The 15,413-nt window shown below is 76.7% G+C and carries 9 protein-coding genes; 3 read left to right on the forward strand and 6 right to left on the reverse strand.

The window, feature by feature from the left end; translation table 11 throughout:
- Window positions 1-56 precede the first annotated feature (56 nt).
- Entirely contained in the window at window positions 57-701 is a 645-nt protein-coding gene (locus RVR_RS09420) for a TetR/AcrR family transcriptional regulator (RefSeq protein ID WP_202233411.1), read from the forward strand.
- 172 nt (window positions 702-873) lie between these two features.
- Here RVR_RS09420 and RVR_RS09425 read toward each other — a convergent pair whose 3' ends face one another.
- From RVR_RS09425 to RVR_RS09435, 3 genes are read right to left on the reverse strand one after another with little or no spacing between them, the layout of a single operon-like run.
- Complete coding sequence (locus tag RVR_RS09425) at window positions 874-2,094, reverse strand: serine hydrolase domain-containing protein (RefSeq protein WP_202233412.1); 1,221 nt, start codon at window positions 2,092-2,094, stop codon at window positions 874-876.
- Window positions 2,060-2,254, reverse strand: a complete 195-nt coding sequence (locus RVR_RS09430) for a hypothetical protein (RefSeq protein ID WP_202233413.1) — start codon at window positions 2,252-2,254, stop codon at window positions 2,060-2,062. Before RVR_RS09430 ends, RVR_RS09425 begins: the two co-directional genes overlap by 35 nt.
- Before the next feature lie 17 nt (window positions 2,255-2,271).
- Window positions 2,272-3,621: a multidrug effflux MFS transporter gene (locus RVR_RS09435; protein ID WP_202233414.1), complete on the reverse strand. Its 1,350-nt coding sequence runs from the start codon at window positions 3,619-3,621 to the stop codon at window positions 2,272-2,274.
- A gap of 107 nt (window positions 3,622-3,728) precedes the next feature.
- Between RVR_RS09435 and RVR_RS09440 the strand changes: the two genes are divergently transcribed.
- Window positions 3,729-4,772 carry a Gfo/Idh/MocA family protein gene (locus tag RVR_RS09440; protein ID WP_202233415.1) on the forward strand — a complete coding sequence of 348 codons (1,044 nt, stop codon included), beginning with the start codon at window positions 3,729-3,731 and terminating at the stop codon, window positions 4,770-4,772.
- A gap of 51 nt (window positions 4,773-4,823) precedes the next feature.
- On the opposite strand, the gene RVR_RS09445 is transcribed toward RVR_RS09440, so the two are convergent.
- Both RVR_RS09445 and RVR_RS09450 read right to left on the reverse strand, forming a co-directional pair.
- On the reverse strand, window positions 4,824-5,318 hold the full coding sequence (locus RVR_RS09445) for a GNAT family N-acetyltransferase (RefSeq protein WP_202233416.1): 495 nt from the start codon (window positions 5,316-5,318) through the stop codon (window positions 4,824-4,826).
- Window positions 5,319-5,517: 199 nt separating this feature from the next.
- The gene (locus tag RVR_RS09450) at window positions 5,518-6,879 is read right to left on the reverse strand and encodes a pyridoxal phosphate-dependent decarboxylase family protein (protein ID WP_202233417.1); all 1,362 of its coding nucleotides are present in this window, start codon (window positions 6,877-6,879) and stop codon (window positions 5,518-5,520) included.
- A gap of 793 nt (window positions 6,880-7,672) precedes the next feature.
- On the opposite strand from RVR_RS09450, the gene RVR_RS09455 reads away from it, so the two are divergent.
- On the forward strand, window positions 7,673-11,968 hold the full coding sequence (locus tag RVR_RS09455) for a type I polyketide synthase (protein ID WP_202233418.1): 4,296 nt from the start codon (window positions 7,673-7,675) through the stop codon (window positions 11,966-11,968).
- A gap of 186 nt (window positions 11,969-12,154) precedes the next feature.
- Here the strand turns inward: RVR_RS09455 and RVR_RS09460 are convergent, their stop codons facing one another.
- Window positions 12,155-15,274: an AfsR/SARP family transcriptional regulator gene (locus tag RVR_RS09460; protein ID WP_202233419.1), complete on the reverse strand. Its 3,120-nt coding sequence runs from the start codon at window positions 15,272-15,274 to the stop codon at window positions 12,155-12,157.
- Window positions 15,275-15,413: the final 139 nt, after the last annotated feature.

Here is a 15,413-nt window from a genome sequence, read left to right on the forward strand (position 1 = left end):
AAGCGGAGGAGCCTCCGCATCACCACTGTAACACCTTTACCGGAGGTCCCTCCGCTTTGTCCGACGCCGACGCCGATCCCGCGCCGCCCCCTGTCCCCGACCCGGTCCCGGACCCCGCTCCCGCGCCCGCGCCGCGCAGGCGCGCCTCCCGTGCGGACGCGCTCCGCAACCGCGACAAGCTCGTGGCGGCCGCCCGTGCCGCCTTCACCGCCTCCGGCGAGGCCGCCCCGCTCGAAGCCATCGCCCGCGAGGCGGGCGTCGGCATCGGCACGCTCTACCGCAACTTCCCGACCCGCGAGGCGCTGGTGGAGGCGGTCTACGCGGCGGAACTCGACGACGTCACCGACAGCGCGCCCCGCCTGCTGGAGAGGTCGGCGCCCGCCGACGCGCTGCGCGCCTGGATGCGGCGGTACGCCGCCTTCGTCGCGACCAAGCGCGGCATGGCCGAGGTGCTGCGCGCCGGCTGGGACTCCGGCCGGATCGCCACGCCCGACACGCGCCGGCGGATCGGCGCGGCCGTCGGCACCCTCCTCGCCCGCGGCGCCGAGGACGGCACGATCCGCGGCGACGTGGCCGCGGACGACCTCACCGTGATGCTCCTCGGGATCTTCCTGACCGCGGCCACCGGGGACGGCCAGGAGCAGGCCGACCGCCTGATCGACCTGGTCATGGACGCGCTGCGGCCGCAGCCGGACGCCTGACGGCCACCGGGACGGGACCGCCCGGGCGGCCCTCCTCGGCTGAGCCCCTTTTCGAGGGCCCCTGCCGGAGCGGGCCGCCTGGCCGGGGCCCTCGACCGGGTTTCCCGACCGGGCGCCCCTCGACCGGGCTGCCGACAGGGCTCCCGACCGGCTCCGTTCCGGGGGAAGCGGACTACCGCACCGCGCGGGCCAGCCGGGTCGCGGCCTCCGCTCGCGGCCCGCTGCCCTCGCGCCAGTTCCGCACCGGGTGGACGGAGTTGGTGAGCAGCACCAGGAACGTGTCGGTCGCCGGGTCCAGTACCAGGCCGGTCCCGGTGAAACCGGTGTGCCCGACGGCGCCGCGCCCGGCCAACTCGCCCATGAACCAGGGCTGGTCGCGCTCGAACCCGAGGGGCGCCCCGTCCAGCACACCGCCCGCGCCCGCACCGGCGTTCGCACCCGCGCCTGCCCCCGCTCTCGCGCCGCCGAGCAGCAGCCCTGCCCCCGCGGGCGTGAGCAACGCGTCGGAGGCCCCCGCGGCGGCGTCCAGGACCGCCCGGCAGAACACCGCCAGGTCCCAGCCGGTGGAGAACAGCCCGGCGTGCCCGGCGACCCCGCCCATGGCGTGGGCGTTCTCGTCGTGGACCGCGCCGTGCACCATGCCCCGGTCGAGCTTGCCCCAGGGCCGGCGCTGGTCCTCCGTCGCGGCGATCCGCGGCAGCCAGGAGGCCGGCGGGTTGAAGCGGGTGTCCGCCATGCCCAGCGGCTCGGTGACGTGCTCGGCGACCAGCCGGTCGATGCCGCTGCCGGCGGTGCGCTCCAGCACGGTCTGGAGCAGCAGCAGGTTCAGGTCCGAGTAGGTGCGCACCGCGCCGGGGGGCGTGAGCGGCTCCTCCGCGGCGAGCCGGGCGGCACGGGCGGCGGCGTCCGGCTCGTCGTACAGCGGGAGTTCGGGCCGCAGACCGGAGGTGTGGGTGAGCAGGTGCCGCAGCGTGACGCCGTGCGCGGCGGCGGCCGTCAGCTCGGGCGCGTACGACGCGACGGGCGCGTCCGGGCGCAGCACGCCGCGCTCGATCTGCCGGACCGCGACCACGGCGGTGAACAGCTTGGTGACCGAGGCGAGGTCGAAGACGGTGTCGGGCCGGGCGGGCACCCACTGCTCGCGGGGCAGCTCCACCCCGCGGTCGGCGTGCTCGTCGTACCCGGCGTAGCGGACCGCCCAGCCGACGGCCTCGTGCAGGGCCACGACCGGGCCGCGCCCGGCCACGACGACGGCGCCCGCGCACCAGGGGTGCGGGCGGTCGGGGTCGTTGCCGGGCGCCAGCCAGGCGGTCAGGCCGGGGACGATCCGGTGCAGCTCGTCGGTGTCGAGGCGCGCCTCAGGGCAGGAACCTCTCGACAGCGGCGGGGCCATGTTCCTCCAGTGCCTTGCGGGCCTTCTCGATCAGTTCCGGGGTGCAGTCCCGGCCGGAGGCCATCACCAGGTCCTCCGGGTCCACGGAGTGCTCCGCCCCCGTGTGCAGCGCGCTGTCGGCCGTCTTGAACGCCCAGGTCTTCTCCGGATCGTCGGACATCGCAACCTCCCGAGGGTCTACGGTCCCTCCACCGTACGCCGCCCGCGCAGGCAGAGCCCGACGAAGCAGGCCACGGCGACCAGCACGCAGCCGAGCTGCGTGACCGCCATCGGCACGGCGGTGCCGTCGCCCGCCACGCCCGACAGCGGGGACAGCACCGCGCCGATCAGGAACGAGGACGTGCCGATCAGCGCGGAGGCGGCGCCGGCGTGCCGGCGGGTGCGCAGCAGCGCCCGGGTGTTCGCGGTGGGCAGCACCAGCCCCATCGACGCCATCAGCACGAACAGCGCGGCCGCGACCTCGGCGAGGGTGGCGTGGCCGAGGACGCCGGTGGTCAGCAGCACCAGCGCGGTGGCGGCGAGCGTGATCATGGCGAGCCCGAAGCCGAGCACCCGGTCCATGTCCACCCGGCCGACCAGCACCTTGCCGTTGAGCTGGCCGACGCCGACGATGCCGACGGAGTTCAGGCCGAAGAGCAGGCCGAAGGTCTGCGGGGAGGCCCCGTAGATGTCCTGGACGACGAACGACGACGCGGACACGTACGTGAACAGCGCCGCGAAGGCGAAGCTGCCGGCCAGGACGTAGCCGGTGAAGACGCGGTCCGCGAGCAGCCCGCGCATCGAGCCGAAGGTGGAGGTCAGCGCGCCGCCGTGGCGCTGCTCGGGGGGCAGCGTCTCCAGCAGGCGCCGCCAGCACAGCAGGGTCAGCAGGGTGCCGACCACCGCGCAGACCACGAAGATGCCGCGCCAGTCCGTCAGCCGCAGGATCTGGCCGCCGATCGCGGGGGCGATGATCGGTGCCACCCCGGAGATGAGCTGGAGGGTGGCGAAGAACCGGGCCATCGCCAGGCCGTCGTACATGTCGCGGACCACCGCGCGGGAGATCACGATGCCCGCCGAACCGGCCAGCCCCTGGACCAGCCGGAAGCCGATCAGCAGCGGCACGGTGGGGGCGAACGCGCAGACCACGGTGGCCAGGACGTAGACCGCCATGCCGACCAGCAGGGGGCGGCGCCGGCCCCAGCGGTCGCTCAGCGGGCCGACCACGAGCTGCCCGAGCGCCATGCCGGCCAGGCAGGCGGTCAGGGTGAGCTGCACCGTCGCGGACGACGCGTGCAGCGCGTGGGAGACCTTCGGCAGAGCGGGCAGGTACATGTCCATCGACAGCGGCGGGAGCGCGGTGAGGCCGCCGAGGACGAGGGTGACGACCAGGCCGGTCCGGGCCTGCGCCGGACGGTTCGCGCGCGGGCCGGGGGCACGGCCGCCGCGGGGCGGGGGGACGGGAGTCGGGGCGGGGGCGGTGGCGGGGGTTGCGGTGAACTGGGCGGGGCTGTCCGGCCCGGCGTCCTGCACGGCGGCACTCTCCATCGGAAGTCGTTGAACCGTTGCCTATCCTTTCAGTCGGCGGGGAACACGACGTACGAATATCCGGGGACCGGGATGTGAGGTCCGCAACGAACGAGGGCGTAGGCACGATGAGCGAGCACACGACCGGCGCGCGGACGGCCGGTGTCCAGGGGCGCCGGGTCCGCTGGGGCATCCTGGCGACCGGCGGCATCGCCGCCACCTTCACCGAGGCGCTGCTGTCGCTGCCCGACGACGCGGAGGTGGTCGCGGTCGGCTCGCGCGGCGCCGCGTCCGCGACGGCGTTCGCGGAGCGGTACGGCATCCCGCGCGCGTACGGCAGTTGGGACGAACTCGCCGCCGACGAGGAGGTGGACGTGGTGTACGTCGCCACGCCGCACTCCGCGCACCGCGCCGCGGCCGGGCTGTGCCTGGAGGCGGGGAAGGCGGTGCTGTGCGAGAAGGCGTTCACCATCAACTCCCGCGAGGCGCGCGAACTGGTGGGGCTGGCCCGCGAGCGCGGGCTGTTCCTCATGGAGGCGATGTGGACGTACTGCAACCCGCTGGTCCTGCACCTGCTGGCGCTGGTGCAGGACGGCGTGATCGGTGAGGTACGGCACGTCAGCGCGCACTTCGGCTTCTTCAACGACTTCCCGCCCGAGCACCGGATGCGCGATCCCGCGCTGGGCGGCGGGGCGCTGCTCGACCTCGGGGTCTACCCGGTGTCCTTCGCGCACCTGTTGCTCGGCACACCCGACACCGTGGAGGCGTGGGCGCAGCTCACGCCGGAGCGGGTGGACGCGGCGACCGGGATCGTGCTCGGCTGGAACAGCGGTGCCGTCGCCACGTTGAGCTGCGGGTTCACCGCGGACATCGGGGCGCCCGCGGCGATCGCCGGGACCGGGGGGCGGATCGAGATCCCCGACGGGTTCTTCAACGCGGAGCGGTTCGTGGTGCACCGTCCGGGGGTCGAGCCGCAGACGGTGCTGCTGTCCGACGTGAGCGAGGACCACGAGCGCGGGAGCATGCGGCACGAGGCGACGGAGGTCATGAGGGCGCTGCGCGCCGGCGAGACCGAGTCGCCGCTCGTCCCGCTCGACGGTTCGCTGGCGGTGATGAGCACGCTGGACCGGGTCCGCGAGTGCGTCAACGTCCGCTATCCCGGGGTGGACTGACCCGCCCGGAGTGGTCGGTCCCGTCGCTTCGGGGGCCGGCCACCGGTGGGGTCAGGGGGCCGGGGTGGACTCCAGGTCGAGGTCGAGGCGGAGCGCTCGGGTGGTGAAGCCCTGCCGCTCGTAGAAGCGGCGGCCGGCGTCGTTGCCGGCGTAGGCGCTGACCTCCGCGCGGACGGCGCCGTGGTCCCTGGCCCACGCGAGGAAGTCGGCGGTGAGCCGGGTCCCCGTGCCGGTGCCGCGCCGCTCGGGCGCGACGTAGAGCGCCCGCAGGGTCGCGCTGCGGATCGGGAGCACCGCGACCGGTTCCGCGAGGACGCCGATGAGGTAGCCGACGACGGCGCCGGCCCCGTCGTCCGCCACCAGCAGCAGGCACGAGGGGTCCGCGAGGGTCGCCTCGAAGGACTCCCTGCCGTGCCGCAGCGCCCACAGCGGCTCCACCTTGGGGTCGCGGACGGCCGCGTCCTCCGTCAGCAGCGCCACGCTGCACGTGACGATGCCCTCGATGTCCTCGCTGGTGGCGTGACGCACGTGTACGGACTCGTTCATACCGAGAGGCTACGGCGTCCCGCGCCGCCCGCCCGTACCGTGCGCCTGGTGGCGGCGGGTGTCCCCGCCGTCGGGGGTGCGGCTCGGCGGGAGGACGGCGCGGCGGGAGGACCGCCCGGGTACGGCGGCGCGCGGGCGGTGGGGGCGGGGGCCGGGGCGGGGAACACCGGCGCGGGCGGTCCGTCAACGGCGGGCGCGGTCAACGGCGGGCGCGCCGTTCCGCGCGGTGCGCGGCGAGGAAGGCGGCAGCCACCGGTTCGACCGCGGTCCCGACCGCCCCCCGGCCCCGCACCGACAGCCGTACGGCGCCGTGGCCGCGCCATCGGGTGGGCGTCACCCAGCAGGTGCCCTCGGAGTCGAGCCGCTCGACCACCGCGCGGGTGTGCGCCTCGTCGCCGATCCCCAGCAGCAGTTGGTTGAGCCGGACCGGCACCAGGACCTCGACACCCGGTTCGGCGGCGAGCCGGACGGCCAGGCGGCGGGCGGCGGCGCAGTTGCGGTCGACCAGGTCGGCGACGCCCTGCCGGCCCAGGTGGTGCAGCAGCGCCCACAGCGTCAGCGACCGGGCCCGCTGGGACAGCTCGACCCGGTGGTCGAGCGGGTCCCGGCAGGTGTGCCCCGCGCCGGGGGCGAACTCGGCGTGCAGGCCGACCGCCCGGCGCAGGGGCTCGGGCCGGGCGCAGAACGCGAGCCCGCTGTCGTAGGGGGTGTCGAGCCACATGTGGCTGTCACAGGTCCAGGAGTCGGCCTGGCCCGCGCCGTCCAGCAGCGGGCGGTGCCGGGAGGAGGCCGCGGCCCACAGCCCGAAGGCACCGTCCAGGTGCAGCCAGCCGCCGTGCGCGTGGGTGACCTCGGCGATCGCCCGCAGCGGGTCGACCGAGCCGCAGGTGGCCGACCCGACCTGGCCGCACACGATCAGCCCGGCGGGCGCCGCCTGCGCCAGATCGCGCAGGTGGGGCACCGCCATGCGGCCGCCGTCGTCGGTCTGCACGCGGCGGATCGCGCCGCCGAGCCCGAGCAGGCGCAGGCAGCGCAGCACCGAGACCTGGGCCTCCTCGCCGACCAGCACGGTCAGCGGCGGCGCGGCGGACAGGCCCTGCTCGTTGACCGCCCAGCCGGCCCGCCGGAGCTGGTGCTCGCGGGCGGCGGCCAGGCACACCAGGTTGGCGGTGACGCGACAGGAGGTCAGACCCATCGCGGTACCGGCCGGCAGCCCGAGCAGTTCCACCAGCCAGCGTTCGCAGACCTCCTCGGCGGCCGCGAAGAGCGTGCCGAGGTCGTGGCGGGCGTCGCACTGGTTCCACACGCCGGTCAGCCAGTCCGCGGCGAGGCCGAGCGGCGGCGCTCCGCCGGACGCGGCGCCGGACGCGCCGCCGGGACCACGGGCCGCGCCGGAACCGGGTACGCCGAACTCCCCTGCTATGAGGAGACGTTGCACCGTGGCCAGCTCGGGGTGGCCGGCGACCGGCAGCGGTCCGCCGAGCAACTCCGCCAGCCGGCGCGGGTCGCGGGCCCGCACCGGGCGGTCCGCGGCCATGAAGTCCTGTGCGTAGCCCGCCACTTCGGCAAGCACCCCACGGGGGCGCGGATCGGGCGGTTTCCCGGACCCGGCCGGCGCCTGGACCGGCACCGTCGGCTGTCCCCTCACGTCGAACGCCCCTCTCGCTGCCGCGTACCGCCGCCGTACGGCCGTATCGCGTCCTGAACGGTAGGGCTGTTCTCTCCGGCCCGACCAGCCGCGGAGCACCGGGAAAGGCTCTTTCATTCCAACGAGGTAAAGCGTGTGGCGATTCGGTGATCACCGGGTGAAGTGATCGCCGACCGCCGCCGGGAATCGGCCCGGTGGGGAATTCCACGGTAATTCGCGCGCCGCAACAATGCACCCGTGGGGCAATTGTGCGGCGCCGCACAATTGCCCCACGCACGGACCGAACAGCGAGGGAACACCCGATCGGCGGGCTTGCCCCGGCGGGTGTACCCGTTCGAGTGATGTCCTCGCAACGGCAGCCGCGTGTCGTGCAGTCGGCTGCTTCACTTGCAGGCATCCGATCGGTTCCGAACGGGAATCCGACCGGTTCCTCCGAGCAGGCATTCGACCACCGAGCGGCGCGCGACCCGCCACCGAAAGCGCCGAAATCCCTTTCCCCGCCCCGGAAGAGACGTGCGCCGACCGCCCGGGAAGGCGGACGGACGACCGGACCCGGCCGCGACGGAAGGGGAGCGGCAGCCGCACCGCCGGCGGCCCCTGCGGACATCGCGGCGCCGGATGCCGGACGACGTGCCGCCGGGCGCGCGCGTCCGCGGGAATCCGGCCGCACCGCGACCCGCCCTCCCGTCCCGTAAGGAGAATTCCCGTGGAAGCAGAGCCCATTGCCGTCGTCGGGGTCGGCTGCACCCTGCCCGGCGGCGTACGGACCCTGGAAGCGGCCCGCGCCGTCTTCGAGGGGGGCCGCACCTGCGTGCGCGAGCTGCCGTCCGGCCGAGGGGAGGTGGACGCGCGACACGACCCGGACCCGCGGGCCCCCGGCCGCACGTCCGTCCGGTACGGCGGGGTCGTGGACGACATCGACCGGTTCGACGCCGCCTTCTTCGACGTCTCCGACGCGGAGGCCGTACGCATGGACCCGCAGCACCGGATGCTGTTGCAGACCGTGTGGCACGCCCTGGAGAACGCCGGGCAGGACCCGGAGGAGCTGTCGGGCGGCACCACCGGCGTCTTCGTCGCCCTGGCGTCCCATGACTACGCCCTCCTCAGGAGCCGCGGCGGCCCGGCGGCCGTCGGCGCCCACGAGGCGGGAAACACCGCCGGCATGGCCGCGGGCCGGATCGCCCACTTCCTCGGCCTGCGCGGGCCCTGCCTGACCGTGGACACCGCCTGCTCCGGCTCGCTGGTCGCGCTGCACCTGGCCCGGCAGTCCCTGCTCACCGGCGAGTGCGACACCGCGATCGTGGCCGGCGCCAACGCCGTCCTCGTGCCGGACGCGCACCCCTCCCCCGCCGGGTCCGGCCGGTCCTCCCGCGCCGGCGACTGCCGCACCGCCGACACCGACGCCGACACCGACGCCGACGGGTACGTATGCAGCGACGGGTACGTCCGCAGTGACGGCTGCGTGGCGGTGCTGCTCAAGCGCCAGTCGCTCGCCGAGGAGCAGGGCGACCCGATCCTGGCCGGCGTGGTGGGCACCGCGCTCAACCACTCCGGCGGCGCCCGCGGCCTCGCCACGCCCGACGGCAGCGGCCAGCAACGGGTGATCCGGGCCGCGCTGGCCAGTGCCGGCGTGCAGCCACGCCAGGTCGACTACGTGGAGGCGCACGGCGCCGGCACCCCCGTCGGCGACCCCGTCGAGATGGACGCCATCCTGCGCACCTACGGCGCCGGCCGCCCCACCGACCAACCGCTGTACGTGAGTTCGGGCCAGGGCAACCTCGGGCACATCGAGGCCGGCGCGGGTTTGCTCGGGGTGGTCAGGGCCGCGCTGTCGCTGGACCGCGAGACCATCTACCCGAGCCTGCACCTGGACCGGCCGCACCCGGGGATCGACCTGGCCGGCACCCCCGTGCGGATTCCCGGCGCGCCGGTGCGCTGGCCGCGCCGGGACTCCCCGCGGCTGGCCGCGGTCAACTCCTTCGGCCACAGCGGCACCAACGCGCACGCCCTGCTGCGCGAGGCGCCCCGCCGCGACCCGGCCGACCCGCCGCCGCCCGCCGCCGCGCCGGCCCGCGCCGACGAACTGCTGGTGCTGTCGGCGAAGTCGGCGGACAGCCTGCACGACCTCGCGGGCCGCTGGGCGGACTTCCTGACACGGCCGGACGGACCGGGCCTGCCCGCCGCGGTGTTCACCGCCGCCGCCGGACGCGCCGCGCTGCGCCACCGGATCGCGGTGACCGGCCGCGGCGCCACCCGGCTCGCCGACGGACTGCGCGAGTGGCGGGCCGGCCGTGCCCCGGCCGGCGTCACCGCCGGCCACCCGCGCGGCACCGCCGAGGTCGCCCTGGTCTTCTCCGGCGAGGGCACCCAGTACCCCGCGATGGCCCGCGAACTGTACGCGCAGGAACCGGTGTTCACCGACGCGGTCGACCGCTGCGCCGCGGTGGTGGACGGCCTGCTCGACGTGCCGCTGCGCGAGGTGCTGTTCGGCCGGGTGCCGACCGGCCCCGGCGGGAGCGCCCGCGGGGACGGCGGCCCGGCCCGCGACGCGGCCGACATCGACGACACCCGCTTCGCCGGACCGGCCCTGTTCGCCGTCGGCTACGGCATCGCCGAACTGCTGCGCTCGTGGGGGGTGCGCCCGGCCGCGGTGACCGGCCACGGCGTCGGCGAGCTGGTCGCGGCCTGCGTCGGCGGCATGCTGGCCCCGGAGGAGGCCGCCCGCTTCAGCGTGGGGCGCGCCCGCGTGCTGGCCGCGCTGCCACCGGGCGGACGGATGCTGGCGGTCGGTGCGGACGTCCGCACCGTCGCCGGCTGGCTCGCCGGCCACGAGGGGCGGGCCGCGGTGGCCGCGGTCAACGGGCCGCGCGGCGTGGTCGTCTCCGGTGCGGCCGACGCGGTGCGCGAGATCGCCGGACGCGCGGCGGCGGCCGGGGCGGACACCGCGTGGCTGCGCACCTCGCACGCCCACCACTCCCCGCTGATGGACCCCGCCCTGCCGGAACTGCGCGCGCTCGCGGCGGAGTTGAGGCCGCGTAGGCCGGACTCGCGGGTGTTCTCCGGCACCACGGCCCGCCCGCTCACCGGCGAGGAGGGCCCCGGGTACTGGGCCGCGCAGGCCCGCGAGCTGGTCCGTCGCCACGACGCGGTGCGGGCCGCCGTCGACGCCGGCTGCACCCTCGTGGTCGAGGTCGGGCCGCACGCGGCGCCGACCGGGCACGTCGCCGAGGCGTTCGCCGACCGCGGGGTGACCGCCCTCACGACCCTCGACCGCGACGGGCAGGACGTGCGGCGCCTCCTGGGCGTCGCCGGAGCGCTGTTCACCGCCGGGGCCGAGCTCGCGCTCCCCCGGGTCTACCGCGGCGACCGCTACCGGCGCACCTCGGCGGCGCCGCTGTACCCGTTCCGCAAGGACCGGTACTGGTGGGGCGATTCGTCGGCACCGACCGGGAGCGCGAGCAGCACGGCCACGGCCCCTGCCCGCCCGGCGCCGCCCCCGCCGCGGGCGGCGACCGCCGCGGCCGCGCCCCCGGCCGCGGGCGTCACGGCCCCCGCACCGACCGTCCCCGCCCCCGCGGCGGCGCCGACCGCCGAGGCCCACGCCCGGCAGCCGGGACCGAGCGTCCACGACCACCGGCTCGCCGTCGAGCCGCCCTGGTCCGACCACCGCGTGCACGGCGCGACGGTGTTCCCGGGAACCGGCCACCTGGACCTGGTCGTCCGCGCGCTGGCGGAGGCGGCACGGGAGGCCGCCGCGACCGGAGGGGCCGGGGCGGGGGCCGGGGCGACCGAAGGAGCCGAGGCCGTCACCGGCAACGGCAACGGTGCCGGCACGCACGCCCCGGACGATGCGGACGGCGGCGGCTCCACGGAGGCCACGGGCTCCACGGGAGCCACGGACCTCGGTGCCGCCCACGGCGACGGCTCCTCCGATGGCGAGCGCACCTCCCTCGTCCTGACCGACGTCCGGTTCCTCCGCCCGCTGGTGCTCACGGCCGCCGGCCCGACCACCGCCCGGGTCACCCTGTCCGCGCCCGGGCCAGGCGGCGTGCGCCGCTTCACCGTCACCTCCGGCGCGCCCGGAGGCTCCTGGCCCGAGCACTGCCACGGCACCGTCGCACCGGCTCCCGGTACCGAGCCGACCGGGCGGACCGAGCGGGCCGAGCCCGCCGGATGGACCGTGCCGACCCAGCGGACCGGCCCGGCTGAGCCGACCCGGCGGACGGGGCCGACTGAGCAGACGGACCCCACCGACCCCACCGGTCGGACCGGGCGGACCGAATCGGCCGGGCGGACCGGCCAGGACGAGCCGAGCGGGCCGGTGCCGGACGTGCTGCGCGCTCGGGCGCCCCACGCGCTGCGCACCGCCCGGCTCTACGGCGCGCTGCGCGCCGGCGGCCTGGAGCACGGCACCCACTTCGCCACCGTGCGCGAGCTGTGGCGGGCCCGCTCCGGTCGCGCGGAGGCCCTCGGCCGGATCACGCCGGCCCCCGACGGCGCGCCCGCCGAGCCGCACCCGTACCGGCTCGCCACCGTGCTCGACGGCGCCCTGCAACTCGCCGCCGCCTTCTTCCTCCGCCCGGAGGAACCGGACGATGCGGGGGCGGAGTGCGCCGGAGCGGAGGGCCGGCGGGCGGACCCCGCGTCAGGGAGCGGGACCGAGGAGGGCGGCGAGGAGGCGGACCGGGCCGCAGCAGGCGGCATCGCGGCGGACACGCCCACCCTCCTGCCCGGCGGGTACGTCCCGGTCGCGCTGCGCCGGCTCGCCCTCTCCGGGCCGCTGCCCGGCCAGGTGTGGGCACAGGTGCGGCGCCGCCCGCACGCCACGCGGACGGGCTTCACCGTCGATCTGCGGCTGACCGACGACGCGGGCCGGGTCGTCGCCGACCTCGAAGGCGTCGAGTTCCGGCACGCGGGGGCGCTGGCCGGCCGCGCGTCGGCGGACCGGGCCCGCCACGCCGCCGGGGAGGTCGCCGGGACACCTGGCGGCCCGACACTCTGAACGCTCCGCGCACCGTGCCCGCGTCGCGTGCCGCCCACCGGCCGCCTCCCCGGCCACCGTGTCCACTCCCGACGCCTCCCCGACCACCGTGCCCGGCACCTCCGTGCCCGGTACCGCCGTGCCGGCGCCACCGTCTCCGCGCCCGGCCTCGGCACACCGGCTCCGGTGCCCCCGCCCCCAGGGCCCTCACGCTCCGGGCAGCCGGTGTTTCGCCTGGAGCGCGCGGACCCGGGCCCGCAGGGCCTCCGCCTCCCGCGGCCTCCCCTCGTCGCCGCGCAGGTCGGCCAGCGCCAGCAGCGTGGCGGTCTCCTCGGCGGGTGCCTGGATGCGCTCGGCGATGGCGAGGCTCTCCCGCAGGTGCGCTCCCGCCTCGCCGAGCAGGCCGACGCGGTGCTCCGCGATGCCGAGGTCGCGCAGCGTCTCGGCCTCCTCGTGCACCGCGCCGATCTCGCGGGCCACCGCCAGCGCGGCCTTGTGGCGGGTGATCGACTCGTCGAAGCGCCCGGTGGACTGGAGGGTCCGGCCGAGGCCGTGCAGGGCGATGGCCTCGGTGCGCCGGTCGCCGACGCTGCGCAGCACCGGCAGGACCTCCTCGTAGAGCGCGAGGGACTCGTCCGGGCGGCCGGTGGCTGCCAGCGTGCGCGCCAGGTTCATCTGGAGGGTGGCGCAGTCCACGCGGCTGCCGACGTGCCGGGCGAGCGCGAGCGCCTGCCGGTAGGCGGTGTCGGCCCGCGCGAAGTCGCCGAGGGCGGCGTGGATCTCCCCGACGTTGTTGAGGGTGCGCCACTCGCCGCGCTGGTCGCCCACCTCCCGGAACTTCCCCAGCGCGTCGAGGAACACCGCCAACGCCCCCTCGTGGTCACCCCTCTCCAGCAACACGATGCCCAACCCGTTGAGGCTGCGCGCCTGTTGCAGGCCGGGGCCGTCGGCCCGCAGCTCCAGGGCGGCGCGGTGGCAGGCGACGGCCTGCGCGTAACGCCCGCTGGGCCACAGGGAGATGCCGAGCTGGTGGAGGGCCTCGGCCTCGATCGCGGGGTCGCCGAGCGCGCGGGCGACCTCCAGCGCCGAGCGCGCGGCGTCGCTGGCGTCGTCGTACCGGCCGCCGTGGATGGACACCACGGACAGGTCGAGCAGCACGCAGGCGTACGCCGCCCGGTCGCCGGTGTCCCGCCAGTGGGAGACCGCCCGGCGCAGGACGGTGTCGGCGGTCGTCAGGTAGCCCTCGGTGTCCAGGAAGCCGGCCAGGACGTGCGCCAGGAGGGCGGTGTCCCCCGCCGGCCGGTTGGCCCCCGACCAGGCCAACGCGGCCAGCAGGTTGGGGCCTTCGGTGACGAGCCAGCGGCTCGGGTCCCCCCGGCTGCCCCAGGGCGCCGGAGCGGGGCGGGGGGCGTCCACGTCGATCCGGCAGCGGAACGGGTACGCCTGGCGGTCGGCCAGGTCCGCCGTGGCCAGGTAGAAGTCGACGAGGCGTTCGACGCCCGCCCGGGTCTCCCGCGGCCCGTCCTCCGCGGCGGCCAGGCCCTGGGCGTAGTCGCGCAGCAGGTCGTGCAGCCGGTAGCGGTGCGCGGTGGGTTCTTCGAGCAGGTGGCAGGCGAGCAGGCCCTCCAGGGCCCGGTCGGTGTCCTCCACGGACAGCCCGCTCAGCGCGGCCGCCGCGTGCGGCCCCGTCTCGGGTCCCGGGTGCGAGCCCAGCCGGCGGAAGACCATCTGCTGCAACGGCGTCAGCGGCCGGTAGGACACCTCGAAGGCGCGGCCCAGGTCGCGGTGCCCGTCGCGGATCTGGGGCACGCGGCTGCTGCCGGCACGGGTCAGGGTGTCCACGAGCTCCGCCGCGCTCCAGGCCGGCCGGGCCAGGAAGCGGCTGGCCACCAGCTCGATCGCCAGGGGCAGGAAACCGCACAGCCGGACGATCCGCGCGGTGGTGTCGGTGTCGGGCGCCCGCTCGGGGCCGACCCGGCGCCGGAACATGGCGACCGCGTCGCGCGGCGGCATGACGTCGAGGGTCACCGGCCGCACCCCGGGGATCTCGGTGAGCCGGTGCCGGCTGGTGAGGATGACGAGCGAGGGCGAGCCCCACGGCAGCAGCCGGCGCACCTGGTCGGCGCCGGCGGCGTTGTCGAGGACGACGATCACCCGACGGTCCGCCATCACGGTGTGCCAGGCCGCGGCCAGCGCCTCGGGGTGCTGGGGCAGGCGTGCCGCGGGCACGCCGGACTGCTGGAGGAGCTCGGCCAGCGCGTCGTCGGTGCTCATCGCCCCGCCGTCGGCTCCGCCGCGCAGGTCCATGAACAGGCAGCCGTCCGGGTAGCGGTCGCGCAGCCGGTGGGCGGCGTGGACGGCCAGCGAGGTCTTGCCGACACCGGGCATGCCGTCCACCGCGACGAGCACGACCGGGTCGGCCCCTTCGCGCGGCGTGTCGAACGCGGCGGTCAGCCGGCGCATCTCGGCCGCGCGGCCCACCAGTTCGATGGCGCGCGGCAGACCGCCGGTGCGCTCGGGCCGGGGGTCGGCGGGCTCGGCGGCCGCGCCCGGGGCCGGCCCCGGCAGGTCGGCGGGCAGGGTCCTGCCCAGGACGCCCCGCTGCACGGCCTGCAAACGCTCCCCCGGGACCGTGCCGAACTCCCGGACCAGCCGCCCCAGGTAGTGGTGCAGCTTCTCGGCGGCCTCGACCGCGCGGCCGGTGCGGTACAGCACCACGGCGAGCAGTTCCACCAGCGTCTCGTTCGTCGGGTGCTCCGCGGCCAGGGCCGTCAGGCGCGGCGCCAGGTCGGCGAACCGGCCCATCCGCAGGGCGATCCCGGCCTCCAGGACGGCCGCGTCGACGTCCTTCTCGTCCATCGCGGCGCGGACGTCGGCCGGCCACCGGCCGGGCAGGCCCGCCAGGGGTTCGCCGCGCCGGAGCGCCCGGGCCTGCCGGAGCAGCCGCAGGGCCTCGCCGCCCTCGCCCCGGTGGGCGACGGCGTGGGCCCGGTCGACCAGGTCCACGTAGCGGTGCAGGTCCACGGCGGTACGGTCGGCCCGCAGGATGTAGGTGTGCGTGCGGCGCTCGATCACCGGTGCGGCGGGTCCGGCGACGGCGAACAGTGCCCGGCGGATGCGGGAGACGTACGCGTACAGGGCGTCGCGGGGCTTGCCCGGCGGTTCCTCGTCCCAGACCCGGTCGACCAGCCGGTCCACGCTGACCCCGCTGCCCGCGTCCCAGGCGAGGGCGGCCAGCACGGTCCGCTCCTTGGTCGAGCCGAGCGCGCTGACGTGCTCCCCCGCGCGCAGTTCCACCGGCCCCAGGACGCGTATCTGGAACTCCATCAGTGTCTCCCACCGGACGGTTCCGCGGCACGTGGCGGCACGCCGCCGGCCGCGGCGGCCGGCACCCGCACCCTGGCGCGGAGCGGGCCGCACCCTCCTGCCCGAGAAACGCCCCCACCCCGCCGTCGCAGGGTATTCC

The sequence above is a fragment of the Streptomyces sp. SN-593 genome (genome assembly GCF_016756395.1).
Lineage (GTDB): Bacteria > Actinomycetota > Actinomycetes > Streptomycetales > Streptomycetaceae > Actinacidiphila > Actinacidiphila reveromycinica.